Raw genomic sequence first — 16,867 nt, 5'->3', positions numbered from 1 at the left:
AAATAATAACGAATTAAAATTCGAAATAATTTATAATTAGTGCTTCATTGGTTTATTTTTAATTGAAAAACTACCATCATGACAGTTTCCTCCTTAAACAATAGGGTTGCTTCCTCCAACTCGGCTACCCGCAACTTAATTTTAAACCTTACGGATAGAGGGAAGTTAAACTTTACAAATCTAGACTCCAGTTGTGAGTATGCTGATTTTTTAGAAAATCAAACACAAGCAACTTCTAGATCAATAAATAAATTAGCAACAACAGATTCGGCTCTCTACCCTTCAAGATCAGCTCCTGAAATCGATACAGCTTTTTCTATCATGACAACTTCAGGTGCTGTTCTGCATTGTGTGGAGCACCTCTGCTGGATAAGTCTATTATGTCGTACTTGCTGTGATGGAGGAAGTTTATATCGCGGGGGATCCGGCAGCGGTGGGGAATTTGTTATTGTTGTTTTTATCCTTGGGATTCTCGCTGCTTTAGTTCTAGGAATATTCGGTTCTTCTTTAGGATCTGCGATTTTAAGCGCTATAAAAATCCATAAAGCCTCCAACGAGATCTCTAACTTAAAACATAGAAATAGGGACATCTACTTGAATGTAGCCTCTTTCCAGGCTGACAGCCAGGAAAAAGCCAAATCAAAAGCCGTTGCTATTGTTTCTGTAGAAGCAAATAAACATTTAATATCAGCTTATAAAAATTACAGAGCTGTTAAGATTAGTTTCCTAATCTGCGCTATCATTTGCACCCTAGCCCTACTAGCACTTGCTGCAGGAGCTATACTATCTATTTTCTTCTCTGGGCCGATGGCAGCAGCTATTATCCCCGCAGCGATTATCGGTTGTTGTGCCGGAGGAGGGGGGCTTCTATTAACCGGGTTGATTAGCTTTATGATAGCTTCTGTTTATATGTCTAAAAAACAGAATGCAGCTGTCGGCCATTTAAATAGATCTATGCTGTACACCATGATCGCTGATCAAATGGTTCATAACGCTAATGAGTATAATAGAAATGAGATAAGCCAGACCGTAGTACAACAGTGTATTGCAAATTACCCAATAACAGTGTTTAATTACAGAGAGCGCTCATATCTAAATGCTGGATTATTCTCCCATAATTTAAATACTCAAATGTCGCCTTCAGTTCCGAGTGCTCCTCCACCGCCTTATGATGAGGAGCCCCCACCAAGTTATGACGAGGTAGTACGATCCTCGCAAACTTAACTAGGAGAGGTATATTTCCTGATCTTTGAATATCTTACTGAACCTATAAATTTAGATAATGTCTAATTTATAGAGAGAAGAAATCTGGTCGAAGTCTTTCAAATCATAAGCATCTGCAGCAAGAATCCAAAACAAGGGGGTTCTTGCTTGTCCAATAAGTTCTATAGGATAAGACTGAGCCTTTTTATCTTCTGGGAAAAAAATGCTCTTTACTATAGCTTTTTTATTTTCCCCCTGGACATAAACAACTACATGTTTTGCTTTATGCACAACGGGGAGTGTGAGTGTCATTCTCTCTGTTTCTAATTGAGGAACCTCATTAAAAACGACTAGGCGTTCGTGTTCATTTAAGGCCTGTGTATTTGGAAAGAGAGATAGGGTATGACCATCTTCACCAAGACCCAGCATAACCATATCAAAACTTACCTCTGGGACTGTAGATTCTATAAGGTTTTGGTATTTCCTAGCCCCGTTAGGGTTTTCAGTTTCCATACGGAAAATCTGCTCTTCAGGAATATCTAGCTCCCGAAGTATACTCATTGCCTGACCATAATTACTTTCTGAAGATGTGTGGGGGACATTTCTTTCATCTCCCCAAAATAAAAAGATCTTCGTGGGATCAGAAAGTTTTTCTTTATTCGTTACGATGTCTTTAAAAATTTCTAAAGGAGTTCTCCCGCCTGAAAGCGCAACATAGAAAGCTCCTTGCTGCCTTATCGATTTATTCGCACTAGCAATCCAATCTTTACTAGCCAAATCAATAAACAATTCTGGTTTTTTTGTGAGGAGTAGTTTGTTCGTATCATTAAAGTTAACTAATGTTGCCATAAACATCTCATAATAAAGTTAAATTACAGAGGACGCCAATTCCTTCCATCTGCCTGTAGTAATTCCTCAGCTTCTTTGGGGCCTGAAGATCCGGCAACATAATTAGGGAAGAAGACATCTGAAGAATCTTGCTCCCATTGCTTTAAAATCGGAGTAAAGAGCTCCCAGGACCCCATCACTTCATCACTGCAAGTAAATAGGATCCTATCACCTAAAATACAATCGCAAAGTAGTCTTTCATAAGCTTCTGGAGCAGTCGTTTTAAAGTAGGTATCATAGCGAAAATCCATTTTCACAGGACGCACGATATTATTCATTCCGGGAACTTTACAATTGAACTTCAAGGCTACACCTTCATCCGGCTGTATACGGATAATTAAAAGGTCATTCTCTAAAGGGCATACGGGGCATGATTCTGATTCAAATAGAGTAGAGAAAGACTTTTTAAAGATAATAGAAATATCTGTAGAACGTTTAGAAAGACGCTTTCCTGCTCGAAGATAAAAAGGAACCCCAAGCCAACGGGGGTTGTCTATAAACATTTTTAGAGCCACGAAAGTCTCTACTGAAGACTCTGGAGAAACATTTTCCTCTTCTCGATAACCAAGAACAGAAACCCCTTGCACTTCTCCTGGGCCATACTGACCTCGAACAATACTTTCTTTAGAAAATGGGCGTATTTTCTTAAGCACCTTGATCTTTTCTTTCTTTATCTCTTCAGAATTAAATATCGAAGGAGGTTCCATGGTTAATAAACACAGGAGCTGCATCATATGGTTTTGTACCATATCACGAAGCATTCCTGATTTCTCAAAGAAGTTCCCTCGTGTGCCTATGCCTATAGATTCGCTAACGCTTATTTGCACGTGATCGATGTATTGGGAATTCCAACAAGACTCGAATAGGGTATTAGCAAAACGTATCGTAAGGATGTTTTGCACGGTTTCTTTCCCCAAATAGTGATCTATACGATAGACAAACTTTTCATCTAGATTATCATCTATGTACTTTTGCAGAACCCGAGCGCTTTGCAAATCCACACCGAAAGGCTTTTCTATAATCACCCGCGACCAGGGTTTTCCCTCTCCTTGATCGTGATAGAAAAGACCATGCTTATTGATATTTTCGATAATCTCGGGGAAGTAATCTGGAGGTGTTGATAAATAAAATAGCCGGTTACCTTGAGTTCCAAACTTTTTATCAATATCTTCCAGCCTCTCTCTCAAGGAGTCATAGCCTTCGGGAGAGGAGAAGTTAGACTCATGGTAAAATATACGAGATTCAAATTCTTCCCAGATGCGGATATCAATCTCCTGAGCACGAGAAAAATTCTGTATGGCTAATTTCATTTCTTCTCGAAATTGCTCATGACTTTTCTTTCTTCTAGCAAATCCTATACAAACAAAATTTTCGGATAGCCTGCCATCTTTAATCAGATGATACAATGCTGGAAATAACTTGCGTGCTGTTAGATCTCCAGTAGCACCGAAAATCACCATTACACAGGGAGGACAGGGAAGTGGAGATCTCCCGCCATCTTTATTTTCTTGACTCGTCATTTCCATTGTACTTAGGACCTCTTTGACATAGCTAAAAACATTTAGGATAACAAAAAGGAATAAAAGTAACTACGGAGAAACATTCTTATTTTCCCACGCACATCTAAGTGTAAGCAAAAACAGGTCATTTCTCTTGGGAACAACACAGATAAAAATAGTTTTTATTCTACGAACATTAATTCTGTTTGATCTACTTGTATTAGGAAAAAGATTATGAAGCTTTAACGTAGCGAAAATCTACAACTCCAGTCGGAGAAAAATTAAAGTTCGACAGTTTTTTATTTAGAGCAAAATGAAAAGCATCGTGATAAATGGGCTCAATAATATGGAATGTTTCTAGATATAGAGATGCTTGAGAAACCAATTCACGACGTTTTTTTAGATCCCTTTCTTCTTGAATTGTTGTTAGAAGTTTTATGAAATCCTTATGGTTTAATACATAAGGAGGAACTCCCGAGGGGTAAGCAAAAATTGTTAGAAACGCCATAGGGTCGGAAAAATCTGCGAACCATCCTCCCATTGCCAATGAGAAATGTCCTGAAGCTAGTTCCGTTTGCAAAAGTGCAAATTCCTTTCCTGCTATAGGAATAGAGAATCCCAGAGAGTCTTTCCATTGTTCGCGAATCATCTGAACAAGCAAAGCGCTTATTGAAGAACCCGCAGAAAAAACGAGGGAATGACTCTCCAAATCCTTTGCTGAAATATTAAGTTCTTCCAAAGCTTCTTGAAAGAGTTGTTTAGCTAGATACTTACGTTGTTCTTTAGAAGGAGCCTCTAAACTTGGGTAAGTATGTAAACTATTAGGCAACAAATGTTGAGCAGGCTTAGTTCTATCTAAAAATATCGTAGAAACCAAAGATTCCTTATCCAAAGCTAAGGCTAGTGCCTTTCTTAACTTGATATGATTAAGAGGAAATTTATTTACGTTAAAAGTTAACCAAGAGGTTCCCGCCACTTCGAAAGAATGGAGATTCCCTTGAGATTGCAAATGCGATAGGGTTTCTGTGCGAATACGTTCACCCCAGGGAGGCCCTTGCCAATGCAACTTTCCTTGATTAAACAATAGAGCTGCGGTATTAGGATCGGGGATAAAATGTACTGTAATTGTTTGAGTTTTAACTTGCTCCTGATTGTAGTAGTAGGGATTTTTCTCTAAACGCAGCCATTGTTTCTGTTTTATTTTTTTAGGATAAAATGCGCTGCTAGCAATTGGTAGATTTGGTTCCGAACATCGCTGATCTTTATGTACTGGGAAGAAAATCGGTAATGCTAAAAGTTTTAAGAAGTGAGAGGTAGGAGATTCTAACTCAATAACTAGAGTTTTATCATCCTCGGAGCGAAAACCAACATGTTCTAGAGAAAGCTTTCCTTGTTGAATTTTCTTAACATTTTTAATAGGGTCAAAGGCAAAATTATAAATCCCAGAAACTTCTTGGCTTACAACTTGTTTCCAAGAGGCAATAAAGTCTTCAGCAGTTAGGGGATCACCATTACTCCAGTACGCCTGCTTTAAATGAAAGGTATATGTTGTTCCATCATCGGATAGAAAATAGCTTTCAGCAAGAGCTGGTTCTAGATCTCCTGTCTGTGTATTTTCCTGAACTAATCCCTCATAAATATGCTTAATCAAGTTAATGTCAGAAAGCAAACGGACTTCGCGAGGGTCAAAAGACCTCGGATCGTCTTTCATATTTATATTTATTGAGATACGTTCTTGTGATGTTCGAAGGCTTTTACATCCATGAATCGTTAGGGATGAGGAGATAAGGAGTCCGCAACAGATTCCCAACGATATCTTGCGCATGGAGTAATTCCTTGGGTAGTTTTTCTTGAGAGAAACAGCTCTCTTCCTAATCCTGCAATCATCGCAGCATTATCCGTGCATAACTTAGAAGAAGGAAAATATAAAGGCAAATTTAAAGTATTTTGCAATAAGGTCTGGAAATACTTATTGTTTGCTACCCCTCCTCCAACCAGGATGGACCTGCAAGAAAAATTTTTTATAATTTTAGGAAGTTTTTGTGCAATTGTCATAAAAGCCGCTTTTTGGAAAGAGGCTGCAATATTGTTTTTTTCTTTTTGAGAAAGGTCCGGAAGAGGGGATCTGCTATTACTATTATTCCCTTTAATTGCGTAAAGAACCGCTGTTTTTAATCCACTAAAAGATAAATCATACCCAGGAACTTTAGCAGCAGAAAAAGGGTAAGATTCTTCGCATCCTTGAGATGCCATCATTTCTATTAAGGCCCCCCCTGGATAAGGAAGTCCTAGAAATCGCCCCACTTTGTCAAAAGTTTCGCCGATAGCATCATCTCGGGTATTCCCTATTAACTTATAACTTAAAGGGTCTTCCATCAAAAACATGGAGGTGTGGGCTCCGGACATCACCAATCCTAATGCAGGAAATTCTACATTTTTTGCTTCCATATAAGCCGCGTAAAGATGAGCCTCAACGTGATTAACTCCGATCATAGGTTTTTGAGATCCTATAGCCAATCCTTTAGCAAAATTTACGCCTACGGCCAAGGAACCTATCAATCCTGGAGTATGCGTCACAGCGATAAGATCAATATCGTCCAAAGAAACTCCGGACTTTTCTAAAGCAGAATTTACCACAGAAGGAAGCATTTGGAGATGGGCCCTAGAAGCCAGCTCAGGGACAACGCCCCCGTAAGAAGCGTGATACTGTTGCGAGGAGACTACATTAGCCACAATTTGCGCATCGGCATCTACTAAAGCACATGCCGTCTCATCACAAGAGCTTTCCAACCCAAGGGTAAGCATAAAAACCAAAGAAAAATATAAACCAGTACTCTATAGTAAAGTGCTCTTCTGAATATCAGCAAGGAAAACTTCGAGAGGCCAAATGAAAAAAAATGTCGCAGTTGATGAGGCTTTAAAAGAAATTTTAAACAAAGAAGGAGCTTCAACCCAGGAAGAAATTTGTGAAAAACTCTCTTCATTGGGGATTGCCATGACCCAGTCTTCGGTATCGCGTTGGTTAAGAAAAGTTCATGCGATAAAAATTCCCGGAGAAAAGGGGGCCCGATACTCTCTTCCCACATCAATAGACGAATCTAGCGTTAAAGGTTTGGTTTTTTCCGTTAGATATAATTCTTCATTAATTGTTATTCGCACAGCTCCAGGCTCAGCCTCCTGGATCGCCAGCCTAATAGACAATAAGTTTTCGGAAAGCATTTTAGGAACTTTAGCTGGGGACGATACGATTTTTGTCACTCCAATTGCAGAATCAACAATTTCTTTTATAGCCAAAGACATAGAAAACTTCTTGCTAGTTTTTTCGGATTAGTTGCATGATTACGCTTTAGAATCAAATAAATATGCGCGACTAATTTATGGGACATTGGGTTATTACAGCAAAGGTGCTGCTACGCGGTTGTGGTTATACGTTATTTGTTAGCGGAATTTCCATACTCTGCGGCTCTCTATTAGGTCTGGTCATCGGAACGATGACGTCGCGCTACTTTCCCTGTCGCATTACACGATGGATGGGAAATCTCTATGTCACGGTAATTCGTGGGACTCCACTATTTATTCAAATTCTTATATTTTATTTCGGGCTACCTTCAATCATCGGCGTGGATCCAACGCCGTTGATGGCGGGATTAATAGCTTTAAGCATTAATTCCTCCGCTTATCTTGCTGAAAATATCCGTGGAGGAATCAATGCCTTATCCGTGGGTCAGTGGGAATCTGCTAAGGTTTTAGGCTACAAGAAATCACAAATTTTTTTTTATATTATCTATCCCCAGGTTTTTAAAAACATACTACCCTCTTTAACTAATGAATTTGTTGCTTTGATTAAAGAAAGCAGCATTTTGATGGTTGTAGGTGTTCCCGAACTTACCAAAGTAAGCAAGGACATTGTTTCTCGAGAACTCAACCCCATGGAAATGTATAGTATTTGTGCTGGCCTATATTTGTTTATGACATCGTTATTTTCTTATGTCTCCAGATTGCTAGAAAAGAGGGAAGGTTATGACTGTTAGGGTGAAGGATCTTACGTATTCCGTAAATAACAAACACATTTTATCTAAAGTATCGTTCTCTTTAGAAGAGGGGCACATCACTCTCTTTGTCGGCAAGAGCGGCTCAGGGAAAACAACAATACTGCGTGCACTTGTAGGCTTAGTGGAAACTATAAGTGGGGATATTTCTATAGAAGGAGAACCCCCAGCACTAGTTTTCCAACAACCAGAGCTTTTCCCCCATATGACAGTTTTAGACAACTGTATGCATCCACAAATTATCGTTAAGCGCAGAAGCAAGGAAGAAGCAAAAGATAAGGCATACGATCTTTTAAGGCTTTTAGACATTGAAGACATTGCCACAAGCTTCCCTTGTCATCTTTCTGGCGGACAAAAACAACGAGTAGCTATAGTTCGTTCTCTATGTATGGATAAACATACCTTACTTTTTGACGAACCTACTTCAGCTTTAGATCCTTTTTCTTCCCTAACCTTTAGGCGTTTATTAGAATCCTTAAGGGATCAAAACCTCACGTTGGGGGTATCCACCCACGATATGCACTTTGTTCAAAACTGTCTAGACCGGGTATATCTTGTAGATCAAGGAAAGATTGTGAGCACCTATGACAAGAGCTGCGGAGATTTGGATGACAATCATCCTCTAAGTCTCTATTTAAACTCTGTAAAACAATAGTTAGAACACACAGCTGTAAGAATACAGCTGTGGCCTGTCTTAATAACGTCGCCAGCTACACGAGTAAGCAGCTTGCACAATATAAAGATCTTGAGGGGGGAGTCCCTCTTGGTCATTTTCCAAATGTATAGTCACTCCGCCGCAATTTTCAGGAACGACCAATACTCGCGCATTTCCTGCAGGTAATTCTACAATATCGTAGCTATGGCCGCCTAGACTTGTTCGTCCCACAGAAATTAGAGGCATTTCTATATAGCCGGCATTACCTCGAAGCTCTTCCTTATGATTCCAAAAAGATTGATCGTAATATACTCTCATCCTTATCTTCGGGCTTTTCTGTTCTAAAATTGAGGGGATTAAAGCTTTCAATGTAAGATCCCAAGTGTAGCTTCCTGCATATTTCCCGTATAAAATGTTGTTATTAAGTACAAAACACCGTTGATCTTGATCAGACAATGCGTATTTAAGAGCATTCATAGGGAATTTCCCAGAGGAGGTTGGACTTTTTGCTCTCCAGGTAAATCCTATCATTCCTTGAGAAAGAAGTGCTATAGGAAGAGGACAATCTACCTTGTGACTTACTCCTATGGAATAGAGGCTGCATGCTTCCACATTAGCAGTTGGACACTGTAATACAGATTCTGTTACAGAACCTTCAGAAAGATTTTTCGATTCTAGATAACTATGAAGATAATCTAGAGATATCGCGTCAGAACGTTCTCTAGGATATGCAATCCCAGTGAGTCTATGACCATCCATATCTACGATTCCACGAAATTTCCCTCCAGAAACCGGCATCATTTGAAAATTCATAGAAGTTATGACACTATCGTGGCTTTTCACTTTTTCACATATTTCAACAAGTTTAGCCTCAATAGGGCGTAGTTGAGATTCTACATACCCCACAGATGCTGCATAGGAATCTGTAGGATTTTGGGGCATTTCAAGCCCCAAAACCGCATGATTATTCATATCGATATTTCCTGAGATCGTTCCTCCAGATGTAGATAGGAACTTCTGATAGATCTCTACTAAAACAGACCTAACCAAGTGACTATGATCATTTAGTGAGTTATCAATTCCTTCCTCTACCACAATCTTTAATCCTTTCAATTCTTCTAAAAGGTTGTGCAGGGATGTCTTCACAAAACTCATATCCGTTTCTAAATTCTGAATTTGCTCATCGGTATTTTTTGTATATAAACAATCTATATCCTTAGCCTGTTTCACTAAAATCATCTTGATTTCTTGAATATCTGCGCAAATCTTATTTAGTTCTAAATTCACTGGATCCCCAGTTCTACCTTGGATCCTTTCCACCATAGTTATGGTTTTTTGAATCATAGAAACCAAGGGTTCGGGTTTACTGGGTGTGGGGTGAAAGAAAGAATGTCGCTTTCTCATAGTTTTATCCTATGCAAATAATCAATCATAAATTTGCGTATAACAAAACAATTTAAATTAAAAAAATATAATTAATTATTAAAAATAGTTAAAAAATTAGACGTTTTATTAAATTAGTTGTTTTCTTGTGAATCGCGTGGTTTTTCCCAAGGCAAGGGAGAAACTGTTTGTGGAGGCGTAGAATCTCCTAAAGAAGAGAAAAGTTTATCGGCTAGCGCACTAAATGGGCTAGCAATTGTATAGCTTTTGAGAAGGGCGATACGTGCGTACGCTGAAGACCAGTCGACTTCTGGAGAAGAGATAGATCCTCGAATTTTTATGAGGAAGAAATTCTTAGTTTTTAGAGAAGTATTGTGGAAGTATTTCTTGATTACCTCGGGATCAATTCCCAATGTCATGGAGATTCTATCTTTGATAATATCCGTTTTCCCCCATAAAGCAAGGCGTATTCTATTATCTATTAAAGCATCAAAGCGCTTACAGATAATGCTTCCTTTTTGTACTGAGAAGAAAATAGGAGTAAACCACGATTCGACAAACTGCTTGCTTTCTTCAATATCAAGAAACTTAAACAAGTCATACATGGTCCCTGTATTTGCTATAGAAATTTTCCCGAAATCTAAGCTCGCTGCCTGGATATGAAACTCTTCGAAAGAGTAGGGAGAGATTGGGAGATAGAAATTCTCTTTGCTTACCTGAAGTAATACTGGGTGTTGGGAATAGGCATTTCCTGAAATTAACGGGTTAAACTCCTGAAAGAATGCTTTATTGATTTCTTCGTTAATGTGCAAGGTAGCTACAAGATCATCTTCTAAAAGGATGGCCTTTTCTTTTAAAATTAGCGGAATATAAGCTTGAAGATTTGCAGAATCTACTTTTATTCTTATAAGCCCCTCATCACCGAGGAAGCGATTTTTAATATCCACGTTTATTCTTGGTCCTGCAAGAGAAGACACTTTAGTTTTCACACTTGGTGAAATAGGAAAGATTCCCGTAATAAATGATGAAGGAATGTGTTTCCATTCTGCTGTTTGTTCGAATTGCCTTTGTAAAGGATCTAGCAGGTGATCAATAGAACCTTGTATAAGAAATTCTGCAGAAATTTTACTATCCTGACTAGGAACTAAACAGCTACCCTGAAGATCATACTGCACCTTCGCATCTAAATTACTAGAATATAGAGATCCAGATAGGTTGTTGATAATGAAGGTTTCCTTCGATACATGATCGTAGAAAATTAGGGGATTTGTTGATAAAGCCCCTTCGAATCCTCCTTCTGTAAGTAAAGAAAGGCAGGAAAGGCCGGATTGTTGCTGAGCACAAGACAGTTTAGATATATCTAAACGAGCAGTAGCCGTTCTATGAAGCGTGCATGAGGGGAAACATGAGGAATTTGCAAAAAAGCCCGAATAACGCTCTGGGGTGATTTCCAATTGTAAAGTCCCCTGAGTTTTAGAAGAAAGGGTTAGGCTATCGTCCATAATGAGCTTTATATCACCTTTAAGAGCTTCTGTTTTGAAAGATGAACGAAGAACTAGTCTGTCTTCTTCTTTTGGATTATACAATACTGAAAAGGTCATGTCTCCTGTAGGTCCAATATAGGTAGATAAGCACGCTGTCTTTTGCTGAATTCTGAGCATCCTATCGATAGGGAAGTCAATGACTTCCCCCGCCCCTTGAATCTTAACATTGTTGATATCTATAGATTTTTCAGGATCTATAGCAGAAACCAAAACATCGGGGATAAGAATGCGTGAAGGAGGAAGCTGGGGATCTTCGGGATCCTCAATCATGAGCTGTAAGTTTCCTTTTGTTAAAGATCTCGCTCCATCAGTATGAAAAGAGAAACTGGCTTTGGTAAGTTGCAAAGGAATTAGCCTTGGAGATACCATACTTAAAGGTAGTGAGCATAGTTTACCGTGAACTAATGTTGAGCAGGTATCAGGACGTATCGGTTCATTAGGTTTCCCAAATTTTCCGTGTATGAAAATCTCATTTTCTCCCGCAGTAATTTTTCCAGAAAACTTAGGAAAATAGAGGTGCTTTTGCGTCAGATGAACTTTTCCTGAAAAGGAAGCTTCAGCATAAGAAAATTGCTGAGAAAGTTTCTTCTTTAGGTTTTCTTCTAAATAGTAGGTGGCACTTCCCTGAAATAACAGCGCTTGCAATGTTCCTGAAGAAGAAAAATTCACCTTAAGCAAGGAATTATCCAGATCAGCTTCAGCTTTTATCTGGGAATTTTTATACTCACCTCGAACTTCCAAGGAGTAGTAGGGGACTTCTAAAGGTATATTAACGACAAATGGACGCGGAAATAGGGCTCGTAAATACGTATGAGGCAACATAGTTTGTTGCAACAAAAATTCTGTGCGTTTCTTTTTACTATCAACAGTTACTATGCCATTAACATAAGATTGTGCAGCGCCTCCAAAAACAGATACAGAAGCCCCACGAATATAGGTGTATTGAGCAGTCTTTTTAATTCCTATTTCTATATTTCTCATTTGCACAGAAAGATTTGGATCTTTTGGTGATAGAGAAACCATAGGAAGTTTTGTCTGTAGGTTAGCTTCTATACTTCCCCATCGGGTGAGGTCCAAAGGAATTTTAGCATTAGAGATGCGTGTTCGGATATGTTCACTGGAAATCTTCACAGGCAAAGCAAGAATCTCAGAACATAAGAGTGAAGAGATTTTCGGCTGCAGCTCTATAAATGATGGACTACCTTCTACAATATAAAAGTTAGATTGATGGATATAACCCTGAAGTTTAGCTTGAATTTGACTTCCCTTAGCAGTTGCTGTCATAAGAATTTTTCCGTTACTATGAGCAGCTTCGGCTTGCAGATCGATAAAATCTTCTTCAGAAAGAACACGATCTATAATTGGTGAGGTGATGAAAAGCTTAAAAAATGAAGCGGGGACCGAGTTAAGTTCTGCAGTAATATTGACCTTTGGGGAAAGTCTACTCTCTATGAAAACTCTTCCAGTTACATTGTCTTCTGTAACAACGCCCTTAACTAATAGAACTTCTGGTGTCTTTTCCACATAAAATCCAGACAGTACCAGGGTAGATCCCTTAATTGTCTTCATGACTATAGACCCATGTTCAGAGAGTATGGAACTGTGCACCAAATAAGAAAGAAACACTCCAGGATCAAGATTCCCCACCGAAGGATGGTCTATAGTTAACGACTCGTCAATTTGCAAAGACCATCCCAAGAGGGATATGGCCTTAGGACGCTTATAAAGAAGTAGTCTGAGCAAAGATCCATCGATTTCTATCTTTTCTGCAGAGAAAATCTCGCTATTTTTATCCTTCCCAATAACTTTGACTTTCTTAGCTACTTGCGGACCCAACCAAGACAAACTTAAATCATCGACATCACAAGACAGTCCTGTTTCCTTATGAATTAAAGAAAGAAAGAGATATTTCCCGGATCCTTGAGAAAGTAGCGGAGGCAGAAAATAAACAAAAGTCAGGAAAACTCCTAAACTTATACTTATCCCTAGAGTCTTATACCAGGATCTTCGTTTCATTTTATCTTTCCGGCAATATCTGTAAGAGTTAGGTTATAAGAGCTTTTTGTTGCTTGATTAAACATGTCTTTCAAACAACTTTGTATTAAACTTAAGGCTGCGTCTGGATGAACTTGACTGAAAGTTTTTAAATGGAGTAGTTGCTCGACTATATCTTTAATAGTGAGTCCTGAAATGTTATAAGTTGGCTTGTAAGCTCTCTTATAAGAAAGAATGAAGCCTTCATTTTCTAAAATATCTAAACACTGGGAGATCTCTCCAATAGGGATTTTAGAATTTTTAGCTATGGTCTTTGCGGTAGGTGGTGTGGAGGCCTGATTAAAATCTCTCGATACCACAGAAAGAATATAAGTGCATACTACAAGCTTTATATAGCAATTGGTCAAGTACTGTTCTGCAGGCAAAACAAAGTTACATCCTTGATTTTGAATAAGAAAAGTAAAAGCCCCTCCAAAAAGATAAATCATTGCATAGAGATAAAGAAGCAGCAAAAACGAAGGCAGAGCCACTAAAGCTCCGTAAGTAAAACTATAGTTAAATAGGTAAAACTGTAAGCAGAAGAAAACCTTCTGAAAAATTATCCACAGTGTTCCTGCCGTTAAAGCTGAGATAAACGCTGCTGTCTTTTGCACAGAAACTCTAGGTAAAAATGCATAAAAGCAAAATAAAGCCAAATAGATGAATAAATAGGGCGTCAGTCTTGAAAATACGTACAATGCTGTAATGGAATGGCTTAGAGAAAATAGACGTGCATACTGCACTGGCATAATTTGGGTGATATAAATCCATGAGCCGCACACAATAATAAAAATCATTGGGCTTACTAACGTAATGATCAAATAAGAAACCAATCTCTGAATAGATATTGGGGTCCATCCAGTTCTGAAGATCTTATTCAAACCATCTTCTAAGGATAAAAGCATAAGAATCCCAGCCCAGCAAAAAACAAAGAAACTTCCTACCAATACCAAGCCGATATTACTCGTTGTAGAACGGTAAGCAGCTTCAACAATCGCTAAGATAGGTCCTTTATAATCAGGGAACTTAACAAGCAGCCACTCTTTCCAATCTAAATTTACAAAAAGATGCTGGGATAGCCTTAAAAAAAAGACGAGTATCGGTATGCAGCTAAACAAACCGTAATAACTCAAAACACAGGCCTCTTTAGAAACCTCATTTCTCAATAAAACCTTGGGGGCAAGTAAGAAAGATCTAACGATTCGACTATTTCGAAATCCCAACTTTGGATTCTTTTTTTTTTTAGAAAATAGTGAGAACTTCCGAAACATATTAAATCAAAAAGCGTTTTTACTTATTTTAATAAAAAAATGCTTTTTGACGCCAAGTTTTATAAACTTTATTTTATTAAATATTATTAATCTTAATACAAGAGATTAATAAGAATAATGGAAACTCTTCGCGACAAACGTTTTCTGCTTTGGCACGTGTTCCTATAGATTTTTTAGGGGAGATCCACTCTTCCATATTCTCAATAACAAACCCAAACCTCGCTAATGCTTGGGTCCAGTAACTTAAGGGAAAGTGAAAAGAAATAGAAGATTCCGACTGCTTTTTTCCTGGATGGGCAATTATCGGAATTATCATTTTAGAAAGATAACGATCAATCTTTCTAGAAAGAAGCTTTTTATCTTCGTCATAATGCCACGAGGATACTCTAGGAATACGAAAACAAGGGTGATTTAACACCATTAAAAACCTTCCCTTATCGCAAAGAAGCTTAGAAGTGTTCTTAATTGCCTGATCCGGGTTCTCCATATTTTGTAGAGATAAAATAGCTACAGCATGAGAAAAAGACCGAATATTCTCTACTTCAAGATTTTTTGTAAGATCTTGAATAGCAAATGCGTGGGAGCGTGATTTTCGCAAATTCCTTGCAATAGAAATCAGACTAGGAGAAATATCTAAACCTAGATACCCACATTCCTTGGGAATCACTCTTTCTAAAATTCCCTGACCGCAACCGATATCCACTAAGGAGTCTTTTGATTTTAAATCTAATAAAGGAAGCAGTTTAGGAATTATGACTTCTTTATGATAAAAATGCCCTTTATTCTGAACGATTTTATGATAATCTTCAGCTATGGATTCCCAAGATGTTGACTTTTCATATGCTTTCCCAGAAGAACGGGAGCGCTTTTTTTTGAAGGTATAGTGAGACATTAGGAAAAATTTATACGGAGATAAAAAAAAAGGCAAGAGAAACCCTCCAGCCTTTTGCGATTAAAAATTTTAATGATTTTCATATGATGGGAGAATACAGATTAGATTCACTATAACCTAATATTCACAACGTCTTTACAGCTGCGATTCATCTTCTTGTTGATCACTGTTGTCCTCCAGATCTCCGGAAACATCTAGGTCAGTTTCTGCAGAGACTGTAGTAGAAGATGGTGAGGCCCCTCTGTCATTTGCTATAGAGTTAGTAATACGCCCCTCTACATTTTTTAAGTTCTCTGTAGAAGTTCTTAAAGAAGCAATAGAAGCTGTTAATGTTGAGCACACTTGTTCTAACTCTTGTTTCCGACTCTCTAAGAAACGTATTTGCGTTTTCCTGCGCTCTGCGTCCTCTTTCATCTGCGCTAAAATAAGCTTATTCTCTTCTATAAGCCCTTTGAAATTCCCCAAACTATCTCTCAGAGCACCCACAGAAACCACAAGTTCCTGAACACCTTCTTTAGAAAATGTATCGTGTAGAGATTTAGCTAATTTCTCAAATGGAGAAATAAAATTTTCTATTTTATCACCTATAGACTTAAACCCTTCTAAACTGTTTTTGAAATCCACAATAAGATCTCTGAAATCTCCAGTGTGAGTTTCTAGCTTATCACCAAAATCTGATAATTTTGTATGCAAGTGTTGCAATTGAGTAATTTGCTCAGAAAGCTCCACATTAGCTTGTTGTAGGGTATCAACTTCTGCATGTAGACGATCGTTTTCTTGGCCCAGTTGCTGAACCTGCTGTTTCATTTGTCGGGCTATTTGAGATGGTAAGCTACCTTGAATCGCTATAATAACAACGATAAATGAGACAAGCAGAATCGCAATCATTAAAATGAGCGATGAAGTTGATACTACCACCCCAAATTGCAAACAAATTAAAGCCGCTATCCCTACAGCCAATAGGGCAACAGCAGAAATAATTTTCATAAAATGAAGGGCTCTTTGAAGAAAAGTACCCTTTTCTGAAACTGGGGTTCTCTTAGCAAGAGTCGTTGTGGTTTGTGAATGCCCAGGGACTAGAGTTGTGCCTGTATTTCTTTCTTGTATTTCTCGCTCTCCAGAACGGATATCAGGGACTTGTGACAACATTGGTGAGGGATTTTCCACTGGTGCTGACATAGATTTGTTTCCATTTTCATAATTTAAATTCGAGGAGGCTAATTACATAAAACTATAAAATCAATCTCTTTATAAAAGACATGCTATTGATATTCGCATACAAAGAAAAGTAAGTACTCTCTATGAGTTACCTAAAAAACTAAGGTGAATTTTTTTTTGAAAAACATCCCTAAAAAAATACCAGGGATTATTTTAGACGACAGAAATCTCCCTGTATTTACAAGATCTCTATGAATTTTAATCAAAAGATGTAAGAATCTATCTCTTTGA

At 38.1% G+C, this 16,867-nt stretch carries 13 protein-coding genes; 4 read left to right on the top strand and 9 right to left on the bottom strand.

Annotation, left to right across the window (positions count from 1 at the left end):
• The first annotated feature begins 78 nt into the window (after window positions 1-78).
• Window positions 79-1,224, top strand: a complete 1,146-nt coding sequence (gene garD, locus CF_RS02380; protein ID WP_011458022.1) for an inclusion membrane protein GarD — start codon at window positions 79-81, stop codon at window positions 1,222-1,224.
• 51 nt (window positions 1,225-1,275) lie between these two features.
• Here garD and pgl read toward each other — a convergent pair whose 3' ends face one another.
• The 4 genes from pgl to tsaD all read right to left on the bottom strand — a co-directional run bounded on the left by pgl (window position 1,276) and on the right by tsaD (window position 6,395).
• Entirely contained in the window at window positions 1,276-2,052 is a 777-nt protein-coding gene (pgl, locus tag CF_RS02375; RefSeq protein ID WP_041468085.1) for a 6-phosphogluconolactonase, read from the bottom strand.
• A 23-nt stretch (window positions 2,053-2,075) separates the two neighbouring features.
• The gene (gene zwf, locus CF_RS02370) at window positions 2,076-3,617 is read right to left on the bottom strand and encodes a glucose-6-phosphate dehydrogenase (RefSeq protein WP_011458020.1); all 1,542 of its coding nucleotides are present in this window, start codon (window positions 3,615-3,617) and stop codon (window positions 2,076-2,078) included.
• Between the two features lie 205 nt (window positions 3,618-3,822).
• The gene (locus CF_RS02365) at window positions 3,823-5,415 is read right to left on the bottom strand and encodes a peptide ABC transporter substrate-binding protein (RefSeq protein WP_011458019.1); all 1,593 of its coding nucleotides are present in this window, start codon (window positions 5,413-5,415) and stop codon (window positions 3,823-3,825) included.
• A complete protein-coding gene (tsaD, locus tag CF_RS02360) occupies window positions 5,361-6,395 on the bottom strand; it encodes a tRNA (adenosine(37)-N6)-threonylcarbamoyltransferase complex transferase subunit TsaD (protein WP_011458018.1) in 1,035 nt (344 codons plus the stop codon). The genes CF_RS02365 and tsaD overlap by 55 nt, the downstream gene beginning before the upstream one ends.
• Before the next feature lie 82 nt (window positions 6,396-6,477).
• On the opposite strand from tsaD, the gene argR reads away from it, so the two are divergent.
• The 3 genes from argR to CF_RS02345 are packed head-to-tail and all read left to right on the top strand — an operon-like array spanning window position 6,478 to window position 8,294.
• The gene (gene argR / locus CF_RS02355; RefSeq protein WP_011458017.1) at window positions 6,478-6,921 is read left to right on the top strand and encodes an arginine repressor; all 444 of its coding nucleotides are present in this window, start codon (window positions 6,478-6,480) and stop codon (window positions 6,919-6,921) included.
• 46 nt (window positions 6,922-6,967) lie between these two features.
• Window positions 6,968-7,621: an amino acid ABC transporter permease gene (locus CF_RS02350; protein ID WP_011458016.1), complete on the top strand. Its 654-nt coding sequence runs from the start codon at window positions 6,968-6,970 to the stop codon at window positions 7,619-7,621.
• The gene (locus tag CF_RS02345) at window positions 7,611-8,294 is read left to right on the top strand and encodes an ATP-binding cassette domain-containing protein (RefSeq protein WP_011458015.1); all 684 of its coding nucleotides are present in this window, start codon (window positions 7,611-7,613) and stop codon (window positions 8,292-8,294) included. The genes CF_RS02350 and CF_RS02345 overlap by 11 nt, the downstream gene beginning before the upstream one ends.
• 39 nt (window positions 8,295-8,333) lie before the next feature.
• On the opposite strand, the gene CF_RS02340 is transcribed toward CF_RS02345, so the two are convergent.
• From CF_RS02340 to CF_RS02320, 5 genes are all read right to left on the bottom strand, one after another.
• A complete protein-coding gene (locus CF_RS02340) occupies window positions 8,334-9,698 on the bottom strand; it encodes a hypothetical protein (protein ID WP_011458014.1) in 1,365 nt (454 codons plus the stop codon).
• Between the two features lie 113 nt (window positions 9,699-9,811).
• Complete coding sequence (locus tag CF_RS02335) at window positions 9,812-13,237, bottom strand: hypothetical protein (protein ID WP_011458013.1); 3,426 nt, start codon at window positions 13,235-13,237, stop codon at window positions 9,812-9,814.
• Window positions 13,234-14,526, bottom strand: a complete 1,293-nt coding sequence (locus CF_RS02330; RefSeq protein WP_011458012.1) for a YihY/virulence factor BrkB family protein — start codon at window positions 14,524-14,526, stop codon at window positions 13,234-13,236. Before CF_RS02330 ends, CF_RS02335 begins: the two co-directional genes overlap by 4 nt.
• 76 nt (window positions 14,527-14,602) lie before the next feature.
• Window positions 14,603-15,418: a class I SAM-dependent methyltransferase gene (locus CF_RS02325; RefSeq protein ID WP_011458011.1), complete on the bottom strand. Its 816-nt coding sequence runs from the start codon at window positions 15,416-15,418 to the stop codon at window positions 14,603-14,605.
• 135 nt (window positions 15,419-15,553) lie between these two features.
• On the bottom strand, window positions 15,554-16,597 hold the full coding sequence (locus CF_RS02320; protein WP_011458010.1) for an IncA family protein: 1,044 nt from the start codon (window positions 16,595-16,597) through the stop codon (window positions 15,554-15,556).
• Window positions 16,598-16,867 lie beyond the last annotated feature (270 nt).

Origin of the sequence: Chlamydia felis Fe/C-56 (genome assembly GCF_000009945.1) — a bacterium.
GTDB lineage: Bacteria > Chlamydiota > Chlamydiia > Chlamydiales > Chlamydiaceae > Chlamydia > Chlamydia felis.
This window is presented reverse-complemented; position numbering and strand designations above follow the sequence as displayed.